Below are 21,701 nucleotides of genomic sequence, written 5' to 3' on the forward strand. Positions count from 1 at the left end.
CCCGCGCCGGTGTTGACGCTGAGCGACGGAGCCGCGCACCACTAGGGGTTTCTGCGCTTGCAGCCATCGGTTCGCTACGCTTAGGGTACCGCAACGTACAAAGATGGGAGGCTGGTGATGAGCAGTACCCGGAAGCTTTGGATCTGGCTGACCGCCCTGCTGGTGGTCTCCTTCGGGGTCCTGATCTGGACCGGCGGTCAGATCAACGACGCCAAGCCGCCCATACCCGAGCGCGTCGTGTCGGAAACAGGCGAGACGATCTACACGCGCGCCGACATCGAGCGCGGCCGCCAGATCTGGCAGTCGATCGGCGGCATGCAACTGGGTTCGATCTGGGGCCATGGCGGCTATGTCGCGCCGGACTGGAGCGCCGACTGGCTGCACCGCGAGGCCGTAATGGTTCTGGACGGCTGGGCCCGCGAAACCGGAGCGGCGGACTACGCCAGCCTGAACGAGGAGCAGCAGGCGGGCCTGCAGGGTCGGTTGCGGTCCCAGATGCGGACCAACACCTTTGATCCGGCTACCCGGACCATCACCCTGCCTGCCGCCCGCGCCGCGGCCGTTCCACTGGTTTCCGCCCACTACGAAAGACTGTTCGGCAACGATCCGGCCGGCGCGGATCTGCGTGAAAACTATGCGATGAAGAACGGCACCGTGGCCGAGGCCGAGGACCGGCGGGTCCTGTCGGCCTTCTTCTGGTGGACGGCCTGGGCGGCGACGACGGAACGTCCCAACGACACGACCACCTACACCAACAACTGGCCGAATGAGCCGCTGGTCGGCAACCGACCGCCCGCCAGCACCTTCCTGTGGTCCGCCTTCAGCGTCACCTTCCTGCTGGCCGGCATCGCCCTCCTCGGCTGGCACCACGCCGTCACCCACGCGCGCAAGGAGGCCCCGCACGACCTCCCGAAGAGCGACCCCCTGCGCAGGGTGGTGGTCACGCCGTCGATGGCGGCCACGGCCAAATATTTCTGGGTCGTGCTGGCGCTGTTCCTGGTCCAGATCCTGCTGGGCGCGATGTCCGCCCACTACCAGGTCGAGGGCCAGCTCGTTTACGGCTACGAAATGGCGGAGATCTTCCCCTATTCGATCGCCCGGACATGGCACACCCAGCTGGCCGTCCTGTGGATCGCGACGGCCTGGCTCGGCACGGGCCTGTACATCGCTCCCGCCATCTCGGGGCATGAGCCGCGGTTCCAGAAGCTGGGGGTGAACATCCTCTGGCTCTGCCTGCTGATCATCGTCGTGGGTTCGTTCGCCGGCCAGTGGCTGGCGATCATGCAGATCCTGCCGCTGGAGAACAATTTCTGGTGGGGTCACCAGGGCTGGGAATACGCCGACGGCGGCCGCTTCTGGCAGTGGTTCCTGTTCATCGGCCTGATGATCTGGCTGGTGCTGGTGGGCCGCGCCCTCTGGCCGGCGCTCCGCAAGAACGGCGTCGGAGGGGAGTCGCGCTCCATCATCGGCCTGTTCTTCCTGTCGACGGTGGCCATCGGCCTGTTCTACGCCGCCGCCCTGATGTGGGGCGAGCACACCCACATCTCGATCGTCGAATACTGGCGCTGGTGGCTGGTCCACCTGTGGGTGGAGGGCTTCTTCGAGGTCTTCGCCACGGCGGTGATCGCCTTCCTGTTCACCCGTCTGGGCCTGATCCCGGTGAAGACGGCGACGGTGGCGGTCCTGTTCGCCACCATCGTCTTCATGGCGGGCGGGGTGCTGGGCACCCTGCACCACCTGTATTTCTCGGGGTCGCCCACGCCGGTTCTGGCGCTGGGGGCCAGCTTCTCCGCCCTCGAGGTGGTGCCGCTGGCCTACATCGGCTTCGAGGCCTACGACCAGTGGCGGCTGGCCGGTTCGACGCCGTGGATGCGGCGCTACAAATGGCCGGTGATGTTCTTCCTCGCCGTGGCCTTCTGGAACCTGGTGGGCGCGGGCCTGTTCGGCTTCCTCATCAACCCGCCGCTGTCGCTCTACTACATGCAGGGGCTGAACCTGACGCCGCTGCACGCCCACACCGCCCTGTTCGGGGTGTACGGCATGCTCGGGGTGGGTCTGGTCCTGTTCTGCCTGCGGGGCATGAAGCCCGACCTGATCTGGAACGAGACCTGGCTGAAGATCAGCTTCTGGTGCTTCAACATCGGGCTGGTGATGATGGCCACGCTCACTCTGCTGCCGCTGGGGACGGTGCAGCTGCTGGCGGCGATACGCGAGGGCTACTGGTTCGCCCGATCCGAGCAGTTCATGCAGCAGCCGTTGGTGGACCTTCTGGTCTGGATGCGCGTCCCTGGCGACGTCGTGTTCAGCATCGGCGCCCTTGCGCTGACGGCCTTCGTCGCCAGCCTGTGGATCCGGCCGAGATACGAGCCGGCCTCCACGGAAAGCGAAGAGGGCTGACCCGGAGGCATGGAGGAATTCTACCCCCAGATCCGCACCGTCCATATCTGGGCGGTGTCAGCCAGCGGGCTGCTGTTCGCCCTGAGAGGCGGGGCCTTCACCCTGCTGGGCGCCGGTTGGCCGAAGGCGCTGCCTGTACGGCTGCTGTCGTGGACTGTCGACACCATCCTGCTGACCGCCGCCCTGATGCTGATGACGGTGGTGCGCCAGTACCCGTTCGTGGATCATTGGCTGACCGTGAAGGTCACGCTGCTGGTCGTCTATATCGGACTGGGGACCCAGGCCTTCAGCATGGCCAGGTCGCGGCGGGCGCGGATCGGCTTCTGGGTCGCCGCCCTGATGGTGTTCGGCTTCATCGTCACCGTGGCCCGCGCCCACAATCCTCTCGGGTTGTTCGCCGGCGTCGCAGGCTGAGCCGCCTTCCCGGCGCCTCCGTACGATCCCTTAGGGAATGGCGCGGAGGCCGATCCATCCTGTAAGGCGTGGCAAATAAACATATGAAATATAAGGAATAATCATAGTAGCGCAGGAGCGGCCTGCGGCGGACTGCGGCGCCCCCCGCGAAGGTTGTTCCCGCGCAAAGTCCGCCTTCCCGCGCGCTCCTAGACCTCCCCCATCGGGGCGAACAACAGCCCCCGGGAACCGACGAAAATGAAACTGATCGCACTCCTCACCAGCGTCGCCGCTCTGGCCCTGGCCGCTACGGCGCCGGGCGTAGCCTTCGCCCAGGACGCCGCAGCCGACGCGCCTCCCGCGCCGGCCGTGGACATCATCCGGCAGGCCAACGACCTGCCGCCGCCGCTGACGGCGGCCAGCCCGCGCCACCACATCGTCAACCTCGAAACCACCGAGGTGATCGGCCGGCTGGAAGATGGAACCAGCTATACCTACTGGACCTACAACAACCGCGTTCCCGGGCCCTTCGTCCGCGTGCGGGTCGGCGACACGGTCGAAGTCAACATGGCCAACGCCGCCAACAGCGTGATGATGCACAATGTCGACTTCCACGCCGTCACCGGACCGGGCGGCGGGGCCGCGGCGACCAGCGCCAATCCGGGCGAGAGCAAGAGCTTCACCTTCAAGGCGGTCGCGCCCGGCCTCTATGTCTATCACTGCGCCACGCCGATGGTGGCCCAGCACATCGCCAACGGCATGTACGGCCTGATCCTGGTCGAGCCCGAGGGCGGTCTGCCGGCGGTGGACCACGAGTTCTACGTCATGCAGGGCGAAATCTACACGGAAGAGCCCCAGGGCACGCCCGGCCTTCTGACGGAGAGCGTCGACAACCTGCTGGACGAGAAGCCGACCTATTATGTGATGAACGGCGCCTTCAAGGCCCTGACCGGCGACAATGCGCTCAAGGCCGAGGTCGGCGACACGGCGCGCATCTACTTCGGCGTCGGCGGCCCGAACAAGATCTCGAGCTTCCACGTGATCGGCGAGATCTTCGACCACGTCTATCGCGACGCCTCGCTGACCAGCCCGCCGATCACGGACGTGCAGACGGTGCTGGTGCCCCCCGGCGGGGCCACGGTGGTGGACCTGACCTTCGAGGTGCCCGGCAGCTACATCATGGTCGACCACGCCCTGAGCCGGGTCGATCGCGGCGCCGCCGGCATCATCCAGGTCACAGGACCGCAGAACCCGGACATCTTCCGGGGCGCGCCCGAGGCCCACAATCACATGGAACACTAGTCGCACCTGGTTGTGACGATGGCCGCCGGGGATGGCCCCGGCGGCCTTTTTTTACCGAGGCTTGTCATGTCCGTTTCCCGCATCGCTCTCATGGCCATTGTGGCCAGTCTCGCCCCGGCGGCGGCGATGGCCCAGTCGGTTCCCGACACGGGCAGTCGCCTGCTGTTCGAGAGCCGCCTGCGCAGCGAGACGGTGGATCAGCAGGGCTTCGCCGAGCAGGCGCACGCCCTCACTCTGAGGGCCCGGCTGGGTTGGCGCTCGCCGACGGCGCAGGGGTTTCAGTTGCTGGTCGAGGGTGAGGGAGTCGCCGTTCTGGATGACCGCTATTCCGCTCCCGTCGATCCGGTTCCGGACCGGCCGGCCGTGGCCGACGGCGAGACGATCGAGCTGAACCGGGCGCAAGTGCGCTGGACGGGGCTGCCCGACACCGAGGTCATCGCCGGACGTCAGCGGCTGATTGTCGGGAACAGCCGGTTCGTCGGCAATTCGGGGTGGCGCCAGAACGAGCAGACCTTCGACGCCGTCCGGGCCACCACCACGGCCCTGAAGCCGGTGACCCTGACCTGGGCCTTCGCGGACCGGGTCCAGCGGCCGCTCGGCCATGAGCACCCCCAAGGGGTGTGGCGGGGGGACATCCACCTGCTGCAGGCGGAGGCTGACACGCCGGTCGGGCGGCTGAGCGGTTTCGGCCTGGCCATCGACCTGGACAATGCGGCGGCCCAGTCCTCCACCACCGTGGGCGCGCGTCTGGCGGGGTCGCGGCCGCTGGCGGACGGGCTGTCCGTGACCTGGGCCGGCGAGTATGCGGTGCAATCCGACAACGGCGCCAACCCGGCGGACTATTCGCTGGATCTGCAGGCCGCGGCGCTGGGCCTGCAAACGCAGCGCTGGTCGGCCGGCGTGGGCTATGAGCGGCTCGACGGCGACGGCGTCTCGGCCTTCCAGACGCCGCTCGGATCGGGACACGCCTTCCTTGGTTGGTCCGATGTGATCGGCGCTACGCCGAAATTCGGGGTTCGCGACCTGTTCGTACGGGGTCAGACCAGCCTTCCGGCTTTCGGCCAGACCGTGCGCCTGACGGCCGAGGCGCACGCCTTCCACGACGCCGACGGCGAATTTGAACTGGGCCGTGAGCTGGATCTTTCGGCCTCGGTCCCGGTCGGAACCCACTGGTCGGTGGAGCTCAAGGCCGCGCATTTCGAGGCCGAGCATCCGATCTACGCCGACACCGACAAGGGCTGGCTGATCCTCGAATACCGCTACTGAGGTGAGACGGGGGCGATCGCCCCCGCCTCCACCCCGTCTAGCCGCATTTCGAATAGCCGCACTCGAAACAGGTGTCGCAACCTTCCTTGCGCACCAGCCCGGGAACCCCGCAACGGGGGCAACAGGCTTTCGAGTTCGCCGCCGCGGTCGGCAGCGGGGAGGGGACCGCCTCGGCGGCCCCGTGTTCACAACGGGTCGCCGCGTCGCGGGCCAGATGCCGTTCGATGATTCCGCCGATCGCCGCCAGCAGCGAGGGCACATAGCGGCCGTTCAGCCAGCCCCCGCCACGCGGATCAAACACCGCCTTCAGCTCTTCGGCGATGAACGAGACATCGCCCCCGCGCCGGAACACCGCCGAGATCATGCGCGTCAGCCCCAGGGTCCAGGCGTAGTGTTCCATGTTCTTGGAGTTGATGAAGATCTCGAACGGCCGCGGACCGTCCGGTCCTTCCACGTCGTTGAGCGTGACATAGACGGCGTGCGGACTGTCCGGCCATTTGATCTTGTAGGTCGAACCGGTGAGGGCCTCCGGCCGCGGGCTCAGGGTCAGTTCGGCCGGCGGGCCGACCGGTTCGGGCGCAGCGGGGGGTTCGACAGACAGGACAGATCCGGTGACGGCGTTGGGCCGATAGGTCGTCAGGCCCTTGCAGCCCATCTTCCAGCCCTCGACATAGACGTCGGCGAAGGCGTCGAAGGCGATGTCCTCCGGGCAGTTGACCGTCTTGGAGATGGAGCTGTCGATAACCTCCTGTGCCGCCGCCTGCATGCGCAGGTGCTGGGCCGGGGTCAGGGTCTGGGCGGTGACGAACGCCTCGGTCGGGGGCGGCGCATCGCCGTGCAGCCGTTTCCAGACGGTCAGGGCATAGTCCTCGACCGCCTCCTCGCGCTTCGACCCGTCCGGCTGCAGCACCTTGCGGGTGTAGGCGTAGGCGAACACGGGCTCGACGCCGGAGGAGATGTTGCCGGCCATCAGCGAGGTGGTGCCGGTGGGCGCGATGGAGGTCAGGCAGCCGTTGCGCAGCCCGTGCCGGGCGATCAGCGCCCGCGTTTCCTCATCGAGGCCTTTGAGGTTGGGCGTCTCCAGCATCACGGGATCCCACAGCGGGAAGGCGCCCTTCTCCGCGGCCAGTTCGGCCGAGGCGCGATAGGCCTCGCGCTTGATCACCCCCAGCCAGCGGCGGGTGAGATCGGCGGCCTCTTCCTCGCCATAGCGAACACCGCAGAAGACGAGGGCGTCGGCCAGTCCCGTGATTCCGAGCCCGAGCCGGCGCTTCGCCCTGGCCTCCTGCTCCTGCTGTTCCAGCGGGAATCGCGACACGTCGATGACGTTGTCGAGGAAGCGGATGGCGGTGCGGGTCAGCTCGCCCAGGCGTTCCTCGTCCAGCCGGGCGCCGCGCTCGAACGGGGCGGACACCAGTCGGGCCAGGTTGATCGAGCCCAGCAGGCAGGCGCCATAGGGCGGCAGCATCTGCTCGCCGCACGGATTGCTGGCCGAGATGACCTCGCAATGGGCCAGGTTGTTCTGGGCATTGACCCGGTCGATGAAGATCACCCCGGGTTCCGCCACGTCGTAGGTGGCCTGCATCAGGCGGTTCCACAGGTCGCGGGCGGGCACGGTCCGATACGTCCTGCCCCCGAACGTCAGCGGCCAGTCGCCGTCGACCTGCAGGGCCTCCATGAAGGCGTCAGGGACCAGGACGGAGACGTTGAAATTGCGCAGCCGGGCCGGATCGCGCTTGGCGTCGATGAAGGCCTCGATGTCGGGGTGGTCGATGCGCAGGCAGCCCATCATGGCCCCGCGGCGCTGCCCCGCCGAGAGGATGGTCCGGCACATCGAGTCCCAGACATCCATGAAGCTGAGCGGCCCGGAGGCGTCGGCGCCCACCCCTTTGACGGGCGCGCCGGACGGACGGACGGTGGAGAAGTCCATACCCACGCCGCCGCCTTGCTGCATGGTCACGGCCGCTTCCCGCACGGCCTCGAAGATGCCGTTCAGGTCGTCGGGCACGGTGCCCATGACGAAGCAGTTGAACAGGGTCACGGAGCGGCCGGTGCCGGCCCCGGCCATGATCCGGCCCGCGGGCAGGAACTGGAAGTCTGTCAGGACGTCGAGGAAGCGGTCCCGCCACTGTTTGCGCGCCTTGGGCGCCTCGGCTTCGGCCACGGCGGCGGCGACCCGACGCCAGCTTTGCTCCACCGTCTGATCGCCCGTCCCGTCGGGGTGATGGAAGCGATATTTGCTGGTCCAGATTTCGGCGGCGAGCGGATTGTCGAATGCCATGGCGGTCCTCCTGAACCGTCGACGCTGGCCGATTCTGCGACGCCTGGAGTTGTCCGAGAGCAAAGACGATGACGCGGGCGAGGTCCGATCTGGGGAAAACCGAGGATGTCCCCGATGCAACTGCGCCCCACGCCCACGACGAACCTTCCCCAGGATCCCGTCCCGTCCGGCGATACGCCGGGTCTGGTCGGCCGGATCTGCGAACGGGAGCATTCACGGCAGGAAAGCCGTCTCGAGGAAGCCATCGCCATGGCGACCCGGGCCGAAACGGTCCACCGCCGCGACGATGATTGGCCGCACGGGATGGCGGATCAGCTGAACGAATTGCTCGATTGCATCGTCACCCACCAGCAGCGCGAACAGGCGGTCGTCTTTCCGATGCTGGTCGGGGGCGTGCAGACCGTTCCGGACCAGACGATCGACGACATGGTGGCCGCCCATGAGGAACTGCTGGCGATGTGGCGTGAGCTCGACCGGTTGACCGGAGGGTTCAGGGCGCCCGCGCACGCCTGCGGCACATGGCGGCGGCTCTATGCCCTCTGCGACAGCCTTCATGCCGATTGCCGCGACCAGATTGACCTGGAAAACCGGATGCTCCTGGCCAGCCGTCGTCCGTCCGACATCCGGGATCATACGGAGCCGCTGGTTGCTTACGCGCAACGTCCCTGAACAGGGCCGTCGCTAGAAAACGGTCATGACGCGAAACGCTTCGCGCCATCGTTTTCAAAAGGTTAGACGATGTTTAAGAAACTTCTCCCCCTCGTCATCGCGGGCGCCGCGATGGCCATGGCCGGCCAGGCGATGGCGGGCGAACATGTGGTTCAGATGCTCAACAGCGGCGCCGGCGGCGCCATGGTGTTCCAGCCGGCCGTGGTTCACGCCCGTCCCGGCGACACCATCCGCTACGTGCCGACCCACCCCGGCCACAACGCTGAGCTCATCGCCGGCATGCTGCCCGCCGGCGTCGCCGTGCAGCGGGGACCGATGGGCCGCGAGTTCGTCCTGCGCGTCACCGCGCCCGGGATCTACGGCGTGAAATGCACGCCCCACTACGGCATGGGCATGGTCGGTCTGGTCCAGGTCGGCGCCGGCGGACCCAACCTCGCCGCTGCCCAGGCGACCAGCGCCCGGGCGCCGAACATCGCCCGTCGGCGCTTCACCCAGCTCTTCAGCCAGCTTCGCTGAGGGTGAAGGCCGGTAGGACAGACCGGGGCGCCTGCGCGCTCCGGTCTGTACGCCTCAGGCGTCGCCGCCGCTGTCGGCGAGAGCGGTCAGGGCCTCAAGATTCCTGACGATGATTCGCCGGCGGGCACCGCCGATGATTCCCCTTTGATCCCAGGCCGCGAGCGTGCGGCTGACCGTGTGCAGGGTGGCGCCCGTCATCTCGGCCAGATCCTGCCGGGTCACCGGAAAATCGATCTCCAGCCCCGCATCCGTCTGGCGTCCGCCCTGGCCGGTCAGCCGGACGAGCGCACGGGCGATGCGCTGCTCGACCCGTTCGCCTGCAAGATCGCCTATTCTCCCGTGCAGCTCGAACAGCCGTTCGCCGGCCGAGGCCGTTGAGCTGATCCCGATCTCCGGATGGTTGCGGATCAACTGCCGCATCGCCGCGACGGGCCAGACGATCTCGACGCCGTCGGTCACGGCCACTGCGTCGGCGGGGAAGGGCTTGTTCATCATCGCGGCTACGGTGCCGTACATCTCGCCGGGTCCGATGAACCTGAGCACGGACTGGCCGCCGTTGGCCTGGGTCTGAACGATCTTCACCCGCCCCTCTATCAGGCTGTGACAGGTGAGACCGGGATCGCCCTGGGCGAAGATGGTCGTTCCCGCCAGGAGCCGGCGGATCATGCCCGCGGCGATGACCGCATCCAGCGCCGGCTCGTCGAGGGCGCCGAACATGTCAAAGGTCCGAAGGGTTTGCGGATCGAGGATGTAGGACATGGTTCTCTTTCCGCGGTGCTCCTGCGACGGGATGAGAACCCGACGCCGCGCGATGTCGATTAGGAACATTCCTTAGGGAGCACTCCCGAATACCGCCGCCCGGACCTGCAGCCTAGAGATTGCAACGCCGCAGTCGTCAGGAGCCGTGCATGCCCGCCCTTCGCAATTCCGCCGAGCCTCAACCGTTCGAGCGCGTCGCTCCCGCGGCGGCGGACCGCTGCGAGCTCTGCGAAGCCTTCGCCGTCGCCTCCGCGTCGGTCCGGGCTCCGATCGCCGCCGGCGATGAAATCTTTCGCGAGGGCGACCGTGCGAGCTTCGTCTATCGGGTGCTGAAGGGCGCTGTGATCAGCTATCGCCTGCTCAATGACGGCCGGCGCCAGGTGACGGAATTCCATGTTGCCGGCGATTTTCTGGGTCTCGAGGCCGGGCTTGAGCATCGCACGACGGCGGAAGCCCTCGGCGAGGTCAGGATCGCGGCCGTGCGCCGGGCCGATCTCGCCGGGCTCGCGGCCACGAACAGCGGCCTGGCCAAGGCCCTGTGGGAGATGTCGGTCCGCGCCTTCCAGCGCAGCGAAGACCACGCGATGATTCTGGCGCGGCAAGGCGCCACCGAGCGGGTCGCCGCCTTCCTGCTGGACTACGCCGATCGTCTGGGCGCCATCGACATCATCGACTTGCCGATGACCCGCCAGGACATGGCGGACCACCTCGGCCTGACCATCCACACCGTGTCGCGGACCCTGTCCCAGCTGCAGGCCCAGGGCCTCATCGAGGCCCGGTCGAGCCGCCATGTCCGGCTCATCCGCCGCGACCTTCTCGAACGGATCAGGGCGTGATGGCGGAGGCTCCGGACCGCCCGTCGATTCTTCTGGTCGAGGACGACCCGGCGGTCGTCAACGCCCTCAAGTTCTCGCTGGAGCTCGAGGGGTTCGAGGTGCGCGCCTATGCCGATGGCGAGACCTTGCTCGCCTCGACGCCCCTGCCGACCTCGGGCTGTCTGGTGCTCGACTATAATCTGCCGGGCATGGACGGACTGAATCTGCTGGAGCGGCTGAGGGCCTCCAACGTGGACCTGCCTGCTATCCTCATCACCACCAACCCCCGCAGGGCGCTGCGCATGCAGGCCGCCCTGGCCGGGGTGGAGATCGTCGAGAAGCCGCTGCTCACGGACGCGCTTCGGGATTCGGTGCGCTGCGCGCTGGGCGCCGAGGCGGCGGTCTAGGGCCGCCTGGCGACCATGCTCATGCGGACCAGTTCCGACAGGCTGCGCGCCTGCATCTTGGTCATGACATTGGCCCTGTAGACCTCGACGGTGCGGGGGCTGAGCCCGAGATCGTAGGCGATGACCTTGTTGGCCTGGCCCGCGACCAGACCCTCGAGGACCTGCGCCTCCCGTCCCGAGAGCGTCGCCAGCCGCGCGCTGAACTCGTTCGTCTCGCCGTCCCGCGCGACCGCCTCGGCCTTTTCGGCAAGCGCCGCGCGGATCGAGGAGAGCAAGGCCTCGTCGTCGAACGGTTTTTCGATGAAGTCCTTCACGCCCGCGCGCATCGCCTCGATCGCAAGGGGAACGTCGGCGTGGCCGGTCATCACGATCACCGGATGCGCGATCCCGAGCTCGGTCAGGCGGCGGACCATCTCCAGCCCGTTCATCTCGGGCATCCGCACGTCCGTCAGAATACACCCCGGCTCGAGGCCGTCGGCGCGGGCCAGCAGGGCCGCCGCGGACTCATAGGTGCGGGAGTTGATGTCCGCCGTATCCAGCAGAAATGACAGCGAATCCCGGATCGCGGGATCGTCGTCCACAACATGGACCAGCAACTCACTCCGCATCATTTAACTCCTGTTGCCCCACGCCGTGCAGCGTAAAGCAGAATCGCGTGCCGCCGCCCGGATTTTCCTCGACCCAGATCCGCCCGCCGTGCGCCTCGATGATCGTTCTCGAGATCGATAGCCCGACGCCCATTCCGGTCCGTTTCGTGGTGATAAAGGGTTGGAACAGCTGGTCGGCGATGGCCGGACTGATTCCCGTCCCGGTGTCGCTGACCGTGACCTGCACATTGTCATCCGCCACCGTATCGATGCTGATCTCCAGCACCCTTCGCGGAGCGTCCTCCATCGCCTCGATCGCATTACGGATCAGGTTCAGCACGACCTGCTGGATCTGGATCCTGTCCGCCAGCACAAGGTCGACAGTGGGGTCGAAATGGAACAGGACGCGGATGCCGTGCTCCTTGGCCCCGACGAGGGCGAGAGCGCTGGCCTCCTCCATCAGCTTGGGCAGGCTTTCGACGCGGCGCTCCGTCTCGCCCCGCGCCACGAAGTCCCTGAGGCGTCGGATGATATCGCCGGCCCTGAGGGACTGCTCGCCGGCCTTCTCGATGGCGTCGAGCAGGCGCTCGCGCGGAACGGGCTCCGCGACCAGCAGGCGCGCCGAGCCCTTGAGATAGTTGGCCATGGCCGAAAGCGGCTGGTTCAGTTCGTGCGCCAGGGCGGAGGCCATCTCGCCCATCGCCGTAAGGCGCGAGATATGCACCAGTTCGGACTGGAGCTCCTGAAGGCGCGCCTCGGTCTGCTGCCGCTCGCTGAGATCGCGCACGAAGCCGGTGAAGAACCGCTCATCGCCCGAGATCATTTCCCCGACCGAGAGCTCCATCGGGAAGGTTGATCCATCCTTGCGCTCGCCGACGACGACCCGCCCGAAGCCGATGATGCGTCGTTCGCCGGTGGTCAGGTAGCGATCCAGATAGCCGTCATGGTTTTCGCGATACGGCGACGGCATCAGCATCCGGACGTTCTGGCCGAGGACCTCCCCGGCGGACCAGCCGAACAACCTTTCCGCCGCGGGGCTGAAGGACTGCATGTCGCCCCGTTCGTTGATCACCACCATGGCGTCGGGAACCGTGGCCAGGATCGACTGCAGGTGCGCCTCGCTTGCTCGGAGGTCCCGGTTCACCTGGACGGCCCGCAGCCGGGTGACCTGGAACAACTCGCCGCCGACGCTGATCGCGGCGCCCAGGCACAGGAAGACGACGGCGGCGGCGAGATCGCCGCCCGTCCGCTCGGCGGCGGACCAGGTGACGAACAGACCGCCGGCGGCTCCCAGGACCGTCGCCAGCGCCCCGGGGGTCACGCCCCCGATCGCGGCCGCGGCGACGACGGCCGGGACGAAGAACAGAAAGGCGACCCGCTCGTCCAGCCAGGGGGCGAGGGCCATGCGCGCCGTGAGGCCCGCCAGCGCTCCGACGACCGCCACGGCGAGGCCGAGCCACGGGCGGCGCGTTCCCGTGATCCACTCCCACAAGCTCAGTCCGTTTCGTACGGTCATGCTGATCAAATGCTGGCCTCCGCAATGTCCCGTAGGTGAAACTCCGGAATTTCGTCAATCACCGGAGGGGCTTACTCGGACGGTCATCGGGCCACCAAGGTCCTGACAATGCTTAAACCGGAAGCCCTCCCATGTCCGCTCCCCTCGTCGATCTCTCTGTCCATCACGATCCCAAAGGTCTCTCGGACCGCATCGCCTGGGGCTTCGTAAAGGCCTTGAGATTCTTCGCCGACACCTTCTTCGCCAAACGCTACGGCCACCGGGCGGTGGTGCTCGAAACGGTCGCCGCCGTGCCGGGAATGGTCGGCGCGACCCTGAACCATCTGAAGGCCCTGCGGCGCATGAAGGACGACAACGGCTGGATCCGGACCCTGATGGACGAGGCCGAGAACGAGCGCATGCACCTGATGACCTTTATCGAGGTCTGCCATCCCACGCTGTTCGAACGGTTCGTGGTCATCGCCGTGCAGTGGGTCTTCTACCTGTTCTTCTTCGGCCTCTACCTGATCTCGCCGAAGACGGCGCACCGGGTCGTCGGCTATTTCGAGGAAGAGGCCGTCGTCAGCTACACCCACTATCTGGCCGAGATTGACGAAGGTCGCAGCGAAAACGTCCCCGCCCCGCTGATCGCCCGGCGCTACTGGAACCTGCCGGCGGATGCGACGCTGCGCGACGTGGTGCTGGTGGTCCGCGCCGACGAGGCCCACCACCGCGACGTGAACCACGGCTTCGCGAACGAACTGTGCGGCGCCGCTCCGATCCCGGTCTCGCCCTGTCCGGTGCACGTCGAACTGCAGCCCAACTGGAAAGCCGCCGCCTGAGGCGTGCGGCGCCGGCGGCAGGGCGACCCGCCGCCGGCTTCTCTCTGACCGGAAACCGAACATGTCCTTCGCCGCCCTCCCGGCCGCCTGGCGACCGCACGTCGAGCGCAACCTGCCGCGCTACACCAGCTATCCGACCGCGGTCAGCTTCGAACCGGCGGAGGGCGAGACGGAAGCCCGGCGCTGGCTGGCGGCCACCCGGGCCGACCAGACGATATCCGCCTATGTCCACGTGCCGTTCTGCCGGCGGCTGTGCTGGTACTGCGGTTGCCACACCAGCGTGTTCCACGAGTACGATCGGGTGCGGGCCTTCTACCAGACGCTGCGGCTTGAGGTGGACCTCTGGGCCGACGCCATGGGGCCGCACGCAGGGGCGGCGCATCTGCATTTCGGCGGGGGCAGCCCGAATGCGCTCTCGCCCGACGATTTCGTCGGCCTCGCCCGCCACATGGCCGAGCGATTCCGCCTGCGGCCGGATGCCGAGGTGGCCGCCGAACTGGATCCCGGCATGCTGTCCGACGCCTTCATCGACGCGACCGGCGAGGCCGGCGTCACACGCGTCAGCCTGGGCGTGCAGACCTTCGACCCCGTGGTTCAGCGCAAGGTCAACCGCATCCAGCCCTTCGAACAGGTCGAGGGCGCCACTGCGCGGCTCCGTCGCGCGGGCGTCCGCGCCATCAATTTCGACCTGATGTACGGCCTCCCGGGACAGACTCCGGAGAACGTCGCGGCCTCGACCGCGGCCGCCGTCACCCTGCGCCCGGACCGGGTGGCGGTGTTCGGCTACGCCCATGTGCCCTGGATGAAGAAACACCAGGTGATGATCCGGGAGGCGGACCTGGCGGACGTCGCCGGACGCTGGGAACAGGCTGAAGCAGCCGATCAGACACTGGTGGCCGCGGGCTACGTGCGCATCGGGCTGGATCACTATGCGCTGCCGGGGGATTCGCTGTCCGTCGCGGCCGCCGAGGGCGTCCTGCGCCGGAATTTCCAGGGCTATACCGACGATCCCGCGCCGGTGCTGGTGCCGATCGGCCCGTCATCGATCGGGCGATTCGCCGAGGGTTTCCTCCAGAACGCCATCACCACGGATGTCTGGGGCCGGGAAGTCGAGGCGGGCCGTCTGCCGGTGGCGCGTCGACTCGCGGTGACGGCGGAGGACGAGCTCCGGGCCGCCGTTATCGAACGGCTCATGTGCGATCTCGCCGTCGACGTCGGCGCGGTGTGCCAGGCCCACGGATTTGATCCATCGACGCTGGACGGCTCGATCGCCGCGGCCGCCGCGCTGCAGGCCGACGGCCTGTGCGTCGTCGAGGCCGGCCGCATACGTATCCCCGCCGCAGCCTCGCGTGTGATGCGCGTGGTCGCGGCCTGTTTCGACACCTGCCTGCCGGTCACCGCGGCGCGGCATGCCCGGGCCGTCTGAGGCGCCTCCGGAGAATCCCGAAGTTTGCGCGAGCGCAACGTATAGCCGCGCTTTGCACGCGATCAGGCGCCGACAGGCCGAAATGGGGGCGTCCCGGGCGGTCGGAGAGAATGAGAGATGACCACCAAGAAACTATGGCTGATCCTCGCCCTGGTCATGACGGCGTCCTTCGCCGTGCTGGGGCTGCAGGGACGAGAAATTCACAGGGAGGCGCCGCCCATCCCGGCGCAGGTCGTGGCCGCATCGGGTTCGGTGCTGTTCACGCGCGACGACATCCAGACCGGACAGCTGGCCTGGGAGTCGATGGGCGGCCAGCAGGTCGGATCGATCTGGGGCCACGGCGGCTATGTCGCGCCCGACTGGTCGGCCGACCAGCTGCACCGCGAATCGGTGGCCCTGCTGGACCTCTGGGCGGGCCGCGAATACGGCATGCTCTACGCCTCGCTCGACACCGAGAAACAGGCTGGCCTCAAGGCCAGGCTGAAGGCCGAGATGCGCACCAACACCTACGATCCGGCGACGCGGACGATCACGGTCTCGAATGACCGGGCCGCCGCCATCCGCGAGGTCAAGGCGCACTACAAGGCCCTGCTCAGCGACGACCCGGCCCTCGAGTCGTTGCGCGAGCAATACGCCATCGCCAACAATCCGGTGCCCGATGAAGGCCGCCGCAACCAGATCGCCGCCTTCTACTGGTGGACCAGCTGGGGCGCCGCGACCAACCGGCCGGACAGCGACATCACCTACACCTCCAACTGGCCGCACGAGCCCCTGATCGACAATGTGCCCACCTCGGCCAACATCGTCTGGTCCATCGCCAGCGTCCTGCTGCTGATCGTCGGCGTCGGCGGCCTCGCCTTCTGGCACGCCAGCACCAAGCACGAAGACCATGTGGTCGTTCCGACCACCGATCCCCTGGGCTCCAGAAAGCCGACGCCGTCGATGAAGGCGACCGGCAAATACTTCCTCACCGTCATCGCCCTGTTCCTGGTCCAGGTCGGCCTGGGCGCGATCACCGCCCACTATTCGGTCGAGGGTCACGACTTCTACGGCATCCCGATCTCGGAATGGATTCCCTATGCGATCACCCGCACCTGGCACACCCAGATCGCCATCTTCTGGATCGCCACGGCCTGGCTGGCCACGGGGCTCTACATCGCCCCGATGATCTCGGGCCACGAGCCGCGCTTCCAGCGCCTCGGCGTCAATGTCCTGTGGTGCGCCCTGCTGGTCGTCGTGGTCGGCTCGCTGACCGGTGAATGGCTCGGCGTGCAGCAGGTGCTCGATCTCGACGCCAACTGGTGGTTCGGCCATCAGGGCTGGGAATATGTCGATCTGGGCCGCTTCTGGCAGACCCTCCTGTTCGTGGGCCTGTTGCTGTGGCTGCTGCTGGTAGGCCGCGCCCTGTGGCCGGCTCTGAAATCGCCGAACGCCGCCAAGCCGGTGATCGTGGTCCTGTTCCTGTCCACCATCGCCATCGCCCTGATGTACGCGGCCGGCTTCATGTGGGGCAAACACACCCACATCTCGATGATCGAATACTGGCGCTGGTGGATCGTCCACCTGTGGGTCGAGGGCTTCTTCGAGGTCTTCGCCACGGCGGTGATCAGCCTGCTGTTCGTCCGGCTCGGACTGGTCCGGGCGGCGACGGCGAACCTGGCGGTCATGTTCGGCACCATCGTCTTCATGACCGGCGGGGTGCTGGGCACGCTGCACCACCTCTATTTCACCGGTACGCCCGTGTCGGTGCTGGCCGTCGGATCGATGTTCTCGGCCCTGGAAGTGGTGCCGCTGGCGCTGATCGGTTTCGAGGCGTTCGAGAACTGGCGTCACACCAAGGCGGCGCCGTGGGTCAGCCTTTACAAATGGCCGATCCTGTTCTTCGTGGCCGTGGCCTTCTGGAACCTGCTGGGAGCCGGCGTCTTCGGCTTCATGATCAACCCGCCGCTCAGCCTCTATTACATCCAGGGTCTGAACACGACCGCGACCCACGCCCATGCCGCCCTGTTCGGCGTCTATGGAATGCTGGGGATCGGGCTGCTCCTGTTCTGCTTCCGGGGACTGGCGCGGCGCGAGGCGTGGAACGACAAGCTGCTGGGCTGGACCTTCTGGCTGCTCAACGGAGGCCTTGCGATGATGGTCTTCCTGTCGCTGCTGCCGGTCGGCGTGATCCAGGCGTTCGCCAGCATCGAACACGGCGTCTGGTACGCCCGCTCTCCGGCGGTCATCCATTCGCCCCTGGTCGAGATGCTGGTCTGGATGCGGATGCCCGGCGATGTGACGTTCAGCATCGGGGCCCTGACCCTCGCGATCTTCGCGGGGCGGCTGGTGATCGGCTCGTTCAGGCCGGTTCCCGTGGTTGCGGGGGCGTCGTCCGACACCGCCCCCGCGGCGACGCCGGCGGAGTAGTCGCCGGCGCGGGGAGGGCGGGGAAGGTTCGCCTTCCCCGCCCGCTTTCTTTTTCAAGGAGTATGGGCGTTGGCCACGACAGCAGAATCCATGCGGCGGTACACGGGACCGGCGCTGTTCAGTTTCGGCTTCCGGCCGTTCTTCCTGGCCTCGGCCCTATGGGCCGTTCTGGCCGTCCCGATCTGGATCGTCTCCCTGACGCTGGGCGACGGCATGGTCGGGGCGACCGACGGCCGCGCCTGGCACATCCACGAGATGCTGTTCGGCTATCTCGGCGGGGTCATTGCGGGTTTCCTGCTGACGGCTGTCCCCAACTGGACCGGACGTCTGCCGGTCACCGGCCGCGGTCTGGCGGGGCTGTTCGCCCTCTGGGTCGCCGGACGGGCCGCGGGCTTCGCCCCCGCCTCGCTGTCGGCGCCGGCGGCGGTCGTCGACGCCGCCTTCCTGATCGTCTTCGCCGCCATCGTCTGGCGCGAGGTCCTGGCGGCCGGCAATCGCCGCAACCTGCCTGTCTGCCTGATGGTGACCGCGCTGGCCCTGGCCAATGTCGCCTTCCACCTGCGGGGCTTCATTCCCGTCGGACCGGGCGCCGAACGCGCCGCCGTGGCGGTGATCATCGGCCTCGTCGCGCTGATCGGCGGCCGCGTCACGCCCAGTTTCACCCAGAACTGGACCCTCGCCCATGGAGTCGCCGCCCGCCCGGCGCCGTTCGGCCGCTTCGACCAGATTACGCTCGCGCTCACCACCGTCGCCCTGGCGGCCTGGGTCGCGGCCCCCGCCGCCCTTCTCTCCGGCGTCGTTATGACCGTCGCCGGCGTGGCCAACGCCGTCCGCCTGCTGCGCTGGCGCGGCTGGCTGGCGCGCAGGGAGGCGCTCGTCTGGATCCTGCACGCCGGCTACGCCTGGGTCGCGATCGGTCTGGTGCTGCTCGGGCTGAGCGCCTTCTTCCCGGCCGCCGTTCCGTTCACCGCCGGCATTCACGCCTTCACTGCGGGGGCGATGGGGGTCATGACCCTGGCGATGATGACCCGCGCCACGCGGGGCCACACGGGCCGCCCTCGGGTCGCCGACCGTTGGACCACCCTGATCTACACGACCGCCCTGGCGGCCGCCGTCGTCCGGGTCTGTGCGCCCTTCCACGCCGAATGGACCCAGTCGCTGCTGGGAGTGTCGGCCCTGCTCTGGTCGCTGGCCTTCCTCGGTTTCGTCCTTGTCTACGGCCCGATGATGTTGCGGCGATCGATCTAGGCGGGGCGAATTTGAGCGGGCGCAACGACGGCCGCCGCGAAGCCGCCGAATGAACGCCTCGCGAGACCCGCGACGAGGAGAGTTTGATGCAGGGAAACGGCCCGGGGGCCTGGCGCGGTCGCGGCGGGGGGCGCGCGGAGATCGCGTCCGGCGCGCTGATGATGATGCGCCGTCCGGTCGAGACCATCCTGTCCCGGGCCCTGCGCCGGATCGCCCTGAACCGTCCTGACGTGTTTGAACGGCTCGGTCCCTGGCGTGAGGCCGACGTCGTGGTCGCCCCGAACGATTTTCCCGTGTGCTTCCGGCTGCGGCCGGACGGCTCCCGGGGAACGGTCCGGGTCATCCGCCACGACGATCCGGCGCCGGCTGCGGCCCGGATCAGCGGTCCGCTCGCGACATTGCTCGAACTGTTCGACGGCGAGGGCGACGCGGATGCGGCCTTCTTCTCGCGGCGCATCCGCATCGAGGGCGACACCGCCGCGATCGTCGCCCTGCACAATACCTTGGAGGCGGCGGGCCTGACCTTCGCCGACATTCTTGGCGTCGGCCCGGGGCTGCGCGGGCCGGTAAACCAGGGCCTCGCGCGGCTGCGCGATCATCTGGGGTCGCGCTGAGATGGGGTCGATCGAACTGGTCTGCCCCGCGGGATCGCCCGGGATGCTCAGGGCCGCGGTCGAAGCCGGAGCCGACGCCGTCTACTGCGGTCTGCGCGACGACACCAACGCCCGTAATTTTCCGGGCCTGAATTTCTCGCCCGCCGAACTCGTCGAGAGCGTCAAATGGGCCCACGACCGGGGCGCCAGGGTTCTGCTCGCGGTCAACACCTTCGCCCGCGCGGGAGCCAGCGATCGCTGGCGCGCCTCCGTCGACGCCGCGGCCGGGACCGGCGTGGACGCGGTGATCGTGGCCGACCTCGGCGTTCTCGCCCACGCCAGTCAGGCCCACCCGGATCTTCGTCTCCACCTGTCCGTCCAGGCGGCTGCCGGATCGCCCGAAGCCATCGCCTTCTATGCGCGCACCTATGGGGTGAAGCGGGTGGTGCTGCCGCGGGTGTTGAGCGTCGAGGAGATCGCGGCCCTGATGCGCGAGATCGACGTCGAGACCGAGGCCTTCGTGTTCGGCGGCCTGTGCGTCATGGCCGAGGGTCGCTGCGCCCTGTCTTCCTACGCGACGGGCCGGTCGCCCAACCTGAGCGGCGTGTGCTCGCCGCCCGAGGCGGTGTCCTACACCGAGGAGGACGGAGCCCTGGTGTCCAGGCTGGCCGGGCTGGCGCTGGACCGCTACGCGCCGGGCGAACCGGCCGGCTATCCGACCCTGTGCAAGGGCCGTTTCAGCGTGGACGGCTCGCTCTCCTATCTCTTCGAGGACCCGGTCAGCCTCAACGCCATGAGCCTGCTGGCCGCGCTGCGGCGGGCCGGGGTTACGGCGGTGAAGGTCGAGGGCCGCCAGCGCGGCAAGGCCTATGTCGCCCGGGTCAGCGCGGCTTTCCGCGCGGCGATCGACGCCATGGACGCCGGTGAGGACCCGACCCGCTTCGAACACCTGCTTACGGACCTGGCCGAAGGCGGCCGGGAGACATCCGGGGCCTATCGGAAGAGTTGGCGATGAACGAAAAGCCCATTCAACTCACGCTGGGCCCCTTGCTGTTCCACTGGGCGCCCGACCGGATCCGCGACTTCTACGCGCGGATCGCCGACGAGGCGCCGATCGAGCGCGTCTATCTGGGCGAGGTCGTGTGCGGCAAGCGCGCGCCGTTGAGCGATCACGCGCTGGCCGACGCCGCGGTCCGGCTGGAGGCGGCCGGAAAGGAGGTGGTGTGGTCCACCCTGGCCCTGCCCATGCTCAAACGCGACCGCAAATCCATCGCCGCCGTTGCGGCCGAGCAGGGCGCTCTGGTGGAAATAAACGACATTTCGGCCCTGCTCCATCGCACCGGACCGTTCGTCGCCGGACCCTTGCTCAACATCTACAATGAAGCGGCGGCGGCCCAGCTGCGCGCGCGGGGATGCCTGCGCATATGCCCGAATGTCGAGCTGTCGCTGGACGCCGTCGCGGCGATCGCCAACGCCTGTCCCTGGCTGGAAATCGAACTGTTCGCTTTCGGGCGGCTGCCGCTCGCCCTCTCCGGCCGCTGCTATCACGCCCGTCATCACGGTCTCCACAGGGACGCCTGCCAGTTCGTCTGCGAGCGGGATCCGGACGGCCTGACGCTGGGCACGCTCGAGGGGGAAGACTTCCTGGCCGTCAACGGCGTGCAAACCCTGTCGGACGGCGTGCAGCTGGCGGCTGTCCCGCCGTCGGCGCTTCGTGCGGCAGGGGTGACCGCGCTTCGGCTGTCGCCCCAGACCTCCGACATGATCGTCGTGGCCGAGGCGTTCCGCCTCTTCCTCGACGGCCGGATCGACGCGACCGACCTGACCTGCCGGGCGATGGACGCCGGCTTGCCGGGCCCCCTCGTCGACGGCTACCTGCGCGGCGAGGCCGGACTGCAGCGCGTGAGCGCCTGGTGAGCGGGGACCTGAAGCGTCTGCGCGACCGCATCGACCGGCTGGACCGGGCGCTGGTGCGCCGCCTCGCCGAACGTCAGCGACTTGTCGAGGCGGTGGCGCGGATCAAGGCCGATCCCCTGCGCGCGCGCGACCCGCGCCGCGTGGAGGACGTCATCGCCAACATCCTCCGCAGCGCCGCCGAACAGGGCCTCTCGCCGGACATCGCCGAGCCCGTCTGGCGGTTGCTCATGGACCGCTGCGCTGATCATGAGACGGCGATCCTCGTCTCCGCCGGCGAATCCCCCCAGCCGGAGCCGGATCACGACGGCGCCTGTTGCGGCTGCAAATTCGATGCAGTTGCGCTCGCGCAAGGCGCGCGTGCGGGAGGCGGGGGATGATC

20 protein-coding genes are annotated in these 21,701 nt (G+C 68.0%); 16 read left to right on the forward strand and 4 right to left on the reverse strand.

The window, feature by feature from the left end:
- The first annotated feature begins 117 nt into the window (after nucleotides 1-117).
- From V6M42_RS03085 to V6M42_RS03100, 4 genes are all read left to right on the forward strand, one after another.
- A complete protein-coding gene (locus V6M42_RS03085; RefSeq protein ID WP_332658735.1) occupies nucleotides 118-2,397 on the forward strand; it encodes a nitric-oxide reductase large subunit in 2,280 nt (759 codons plus the stop codon).
- Nucleotides 2,398-2,406: 9 nt separating this feature from the next.
- The gene (locus V6M42_RS03090; protein ID WP_332658734.1) at nucleotides 2,407-2,811 is read left to right on the forward strand and encodes a SirB2 family protein; all 405 of its coding nucleotides are present in this window, start codon (nucleotides 2,407-2,409) and stop codon (nucleotides 2,809-2,811) included.
- Between the two features lie 237 nt (nucleotides 2,812-3,048).
- Nucleotides 3,049-4,092: a copper-containing nitrite reductase gene (gene nirK, locus V6M42_RS03095; protein ID WP_332658733.1), complete on the forward strand. Its 1,044-nt coding sequence runs from the start codon at nucleotides 3,049-3,051 to the stop codon at nucleotides 4,090-4,092.
- 66 nt (nucleotides 4,093-4,158) lie between these two features.
- Nucleotides 4,159-5,358: a hypothetical protein gene (locus tag V6M42_RS03100; protein WP_332677081.1), complete on the forward strand. Its 1,200-nt coding sequence runs from the start codon at nucleotides 4,159-4,161 to the stop codon at nucleotides 5,356-5,358.
- 37 nt (nucleotides 5,359-5,395) lie between these two features.
- Here the strand turns inward: V6M42_RS03100 and V6M42_RS03105 are convergent, their stop codons facing one another.
- Nucleotides 5,396-7,639, reverse strand: coding sequence for an adenosylcobalamin-dependent ribonucleoside-diphosphate reductase (locus tag V6M42_RS03105; RefSeq protein ID WP_332677084.1), 2,244 nt, complete (start codon nucleotides 7,637-7,639; stop codon nucleotides 5,396-5,398).
- 114 nt (nucleotides 7,640-7,753) lie between these two features.
- On the opposite strand from V6M42_RS03105, the gene V6M42_RS03110 reads away from it, so the two are divergent.
- Both V6M42_RS03110 and V6M42_RS03115 read left to right on the forward strand, forming a co-directional pair.
- Nucleotides 7,754-8,308 (forward strand): hemerythrin domain-containing protein, encoded by a 555-nt coding sequence (locus tag V6M42_RS03110; protein WP_332677086.1) that lies wholly within the window; start codon nucleotides 7,754-7,756, stop codon nucleotides 8,306-8,308.
- A 69-nt stretch (nucleotides 8,309-8,377) separates the two neighbouring features.
- On the forward strand, nucleotides 8,378-8,824 hold the full coding sequence (locus tag V6M42_RS03115) for a pseudoazurin (protein ID WP_332658729.1): 447 nt from the start codon (nucleotides 8,378-8,380) through the stop codon (nucleotides 8,822-8,824).
- A 54-nt stretch (nucleotides 8,825-8,878) separates the two neighbouring features.
- Here the strand turns inward: V6M42_RS03115 and V6M42_RS03120 are convergent, their stop codons facing one another.
- Nucleotides 8,879-9,583, reverse strand: coding sequence for a Crp/Fnr family transcriptional regulator (locus tag V6M42_RS03120; protein ID WP_332677088.1), 705 nt, complete (start codon nucleotides 9,581-9,583; stop codon nucleotides 8,879-8,881).
- A gap of 149 nt (nucleotides 9,584-9,732) precedes the next feature.
- Between V6M42_RS03120 and V6M42_RS03125 the strand changes: the two genes are divergently transcribed.
- Both V6M42_RS03125 and V6M42_RS03130 read left to right on the forward strand, forming a co-directional pair.
- A complete protein-coding gene (locus V6M42_RS03125) occupies nucleotides 9,733-10,419 on the forward strand; it encodes a helix-turn-helix domain-containing protein (RefSeq protein ID WP_332658727.1) in 687 nt (228 codons plus the stop codon).
- The gene (locus tag V6M42_RS03130; protein WP_332658726.1) at nucleotides 10,419-10,805 is read left to right on the forward strand and encodes a response regulator transcription factor; all 387 of its coding nucleotides are present in this window, start codon (nucleotides 10,419-10,421) and stop codon (nucleotides 10,803-10,805) included. Before V6M42_RS03125 ends, V6M42_RS03130 begins: the two co-directional genes overlap by 1 nt.
- Here the strand turns inward: V6M42_RS03130 and fixJ are convergent.
- Together fixJ and V6M42_RS03140 are read right to left on the reverse strand one after the other, a co-directional pair.
- Nucleotides 10,802-11,413 carry a response regulator FixJ gene (fixJ, locus tag V6M42_RS03135; RefSeq protein ID WP_332677090.1) on the reverse strand — a complete coding sequence of 204 codons (612 nt, stop codon included), beginning with the start codon at nucleotides 11,411-11,413 and terminating at the stop codon, nucleotides 10,802-10,804. The genes V6M42_RS03130 and fixJ overlap by 4 nt on opposite strands.
- Nucleotides 11,403-12,908 carry a PAS domain-containing sensor histidine kinase gene (locus V6M42_RS03140; RefSeq protein WP_442880913.1) on the reverse strand — a complete coding sequence of 502 codons (1,506 nt, stop codon included), beginning with the start codon at nucleotides 12,906-12,908 and terminating at the stop codon, nucleotides 11,403-11,405. The genes fixJ and V6M42_RS03140 overlap by 11 nt, the downstream gene beginning before the upstream one ends.
- Nucleotides 12,909-13,039: 131 nt before the next feature.
- Here V6M42_RS03140 and V6M42_RS03145 point away from each other — a divergent pair, with 131 nt between their 5' ends.
- The 8 genes from V6M42_RS03145 to V6M42_RS03180 all read left to right on the forward strand — a co-directional run bounded on the left by V6M42_RS03145 (nucleotide 13,040) and on the right by V6M42_RS03180 (nucleotide 21,699).
- A complete protein-coding gene (locus V6M42_RS03145; protein WP_332658723.1) occupies nucleotides 13,040-13,729 on the forward strand; it encodes an alternative oxidase in 690 nt (229 codons plus the stop codon).
- A 61-nt stretch (nucleotides 13,730-13,790) separates the two neighbouring features.
- A complete protein-coding gene (hemN, locus tag V6M42_RS03150) occupies nucleotides 13,791-15,155 on the forward strand; it encodes an oxygen-independent coproporphyrinogen III oxidase (RefSeq protein WP_332677092.1) in 1,365 nt (454 codons plus the stop codon).
- 117 nt (nucleotides 15,156-15,272) lie between these two features.
- Nucleotides 15,273-17,564 (forward strand): nitric-oxide reductase large subunit, encoded by a 2,292-nt coding sequence (locus V6M42_RS03155; RefSeq protein ID WP_332677094.1) that lies wholly within the window; start codon nucleotides 15,273-15,275, stop codon nucleotides 17,562-17,564.
- 69 nt (nucleotides 17,565-17,633) lie between these two features.
- The gene (locus V6M42_RS03160) at nucleotides 17,634-18,812 is read left to right on the forward strand and encodes an NnrS family protein (RefSeq protein ID WP_332677096.1); all 1,179 of its coding nucleotides are present in this window, start codon (nucleotides 17,634-17,636) and stop codon (nucleotides 18,810-18,812) included.
- Between the two features lie 86 nt (nucleotides 18,813-18,898).
- Nucleotides 18,899-19,426, forward strand: a complete 528-nt coding sequence (gene ubiT, locus V6M42_RS03165; protein WP_332677098.1) for a ubiquinone anaerobic biosynthesis accessory factor UbiT — start codon at nucleotides 18,899-18,901, stop codon at nucleotides 19,424-19,426.
- 1 nt (nucleotide 19,427) lies between these two features.
- Nucleotides 19,428-20,420 carry a ubiquinone anaerobic biosynthesis protein UbiU gene (gene ubiU / locus V6M42_RS03170; protein WP_332677100.1) on the forward strand — a complete coding sequence of 331 codons (993 nt, stop codon included), beginning with the start codon at nucleotides 19,428-19,430 and terminating at the stop codon, nucleotides 20,418-20,420.
- Entirely contained in the window at nucleotides 20,417-21,322 is a 906-nt protein-coding gene (ubiV, locus tag V6M42_RS03175) for a ubiquinone anaerobic biosynthesis protein UbiV (RefSeq protein ID WP_332658717.1), read from the forward strand. The genes ubiU and ubiV overlap by 4 nt, the downstream gene beginning before the upstream one ends.
- A complete protein-coding gene (locus V6M42_RS03180; protein WP_332677102.1) occupies nucleotides 21,319-21,699 on the forward strand; it encodes a chorismate mutase in 381 nt (126 codons plus the stop codon). Before ubiV ends, V6M42_RS03180 begins: the two co-directional genes overlap by 4 nt.
- Nucleotides 21,700-21,701 lie beyond the last annotated feature (2 nt).

It is taken from the genome of Brevundimonas sp. (assembly GCF_036677305.1).
Taxonomy (GTDB): domain Bacteria; phylum Pseudomonadota; class Alphaproteobacteria; order Caulobacterales; family Caulobacteraceae; genus Brevundimonas.

Bases quoted from the DNA above. Each gene is read 5' to 3' on its own strand.
- V6M42_RS03085 (WP_332658735.1), top strand. From the start codon at position 118: ATGAGCAGTACCCGGAAGCTTTGGATCTGGCTGACCGCCCTGCTGGTG.
- V6M42_RS03090 (WP_332658734.1), top strand. From the start codon at position 2,407: ATGGAGGAATTCTACCCCCAGATCCGCACCGTCCATATCTGGGCGGTG.
- nirK (WP_332658733.1), top strand. From the start codon at position 3,049: ATGAAACTGATCGCACTCCTCACCAGCGTCGCCGCTCTGGCCCTGGCC.
- V6M42_RS03100 (WP_332677081.1), top strand. From the start codon at position 4,159: ATGTCCGTTTCCCGCATCGCTCTCATGGCCATTGTGGCCAGTCTCGCC.
- V6M42_RS03105 (WP_332677084.1), bottom strand. From the start codon at position 7,639: ATGGCATTCGACAATCCGCTCGCCGCCGAAATCTGGACCAGCAAATAT.
- V6M42_RS03110 (WP_332677086.1), top strand. From the start codon at position 7,754: ATGCAACTGCGCCCCACGCCCACGACGAACCTTCCCCAGGATCCCGTC.
- V6M42_RS03115 (WP_332658729.1), top strand. From the start codon at position 8,378: ATGTTTAAGAAACTTCTCCCCCTCGTCATCGCGGGCGCCGCGATGGCC.
- V6M42_RS03120 (WP_332677088.1), bottom strand. From the start codon at position 9,583: ATGTCCTACATCCTCGATCCGCAAACCCTTCGGACCTTTGACATGTTC.
- V6M42_RS03125 (WP_332658727.1), top strand. From the start codon at position 9,733: ATGCCCGCCCTTCGCAATTCCGCCGAGCCTCAACCGTTCGAGCGCGTC.
- V6M42_RS03130 (WP_332658726.1), top strand. From the start codon at position 10,419: ATGGCGGAGGCTCCGGACCGCCCGTCGATTCTTCTGGTCGAGGACGAC.
- fixJ (WP_332677090.1), bottom strand. From the start codon at position 11,413: ATGCGGAGTGAGTTGCTGGTCCATGTTGTGGACGACGATCCCGCGATC.
- V6M42_RS03140 (WP_442880913.1), bottom strand. From the start codon at position 12,908: ATGACCGTACGAAACGGACTGAGCTTGTGGGAGTGGATCACGGGAACG.
- V6M42_RS03145 (WP_332658723.1), top strand. From the start codon at position 13,040: ATGTCCGCTCCCCTCGTCGATCTCTCTGTCCATCACGATCCCAAAGGT.
- hemN (WP_332677092.1), top strand. From the start codon at position 13,791: ATGTCCTTCGCCGCCCTCCCGGCCGCCTGGCGACCGCACGTCGAGCGC.
- V6M42_RS03155 (WP_332677094.1), top strand. From the start codon at position 15,273: ATGACCACCAAGAAACTATGGCTGATCCTCGCCCTGGTCATGACGGCG.
- ubiT (WP_332677098.1), top strand. From the start codon at position 18,899: ATGCAGGGAAACGGCCCGGGGGCCTGGCGCGGTCGCGGCGGGGGGCGC.
- ubiU (WP_332677100.1), top strand. From the start codon at position 19,428: ATGGGGTCGATCGAACTGGTCTGCCCCGCGGGATCGCCCGGGATGCTC.
- ubiV (WP_332658717.1), top strand. From the start codon at position 20,417: ATGAACGAAAAGCCCATTCAACTCACGCTGGGCCCCTTGCTGTTCCAC.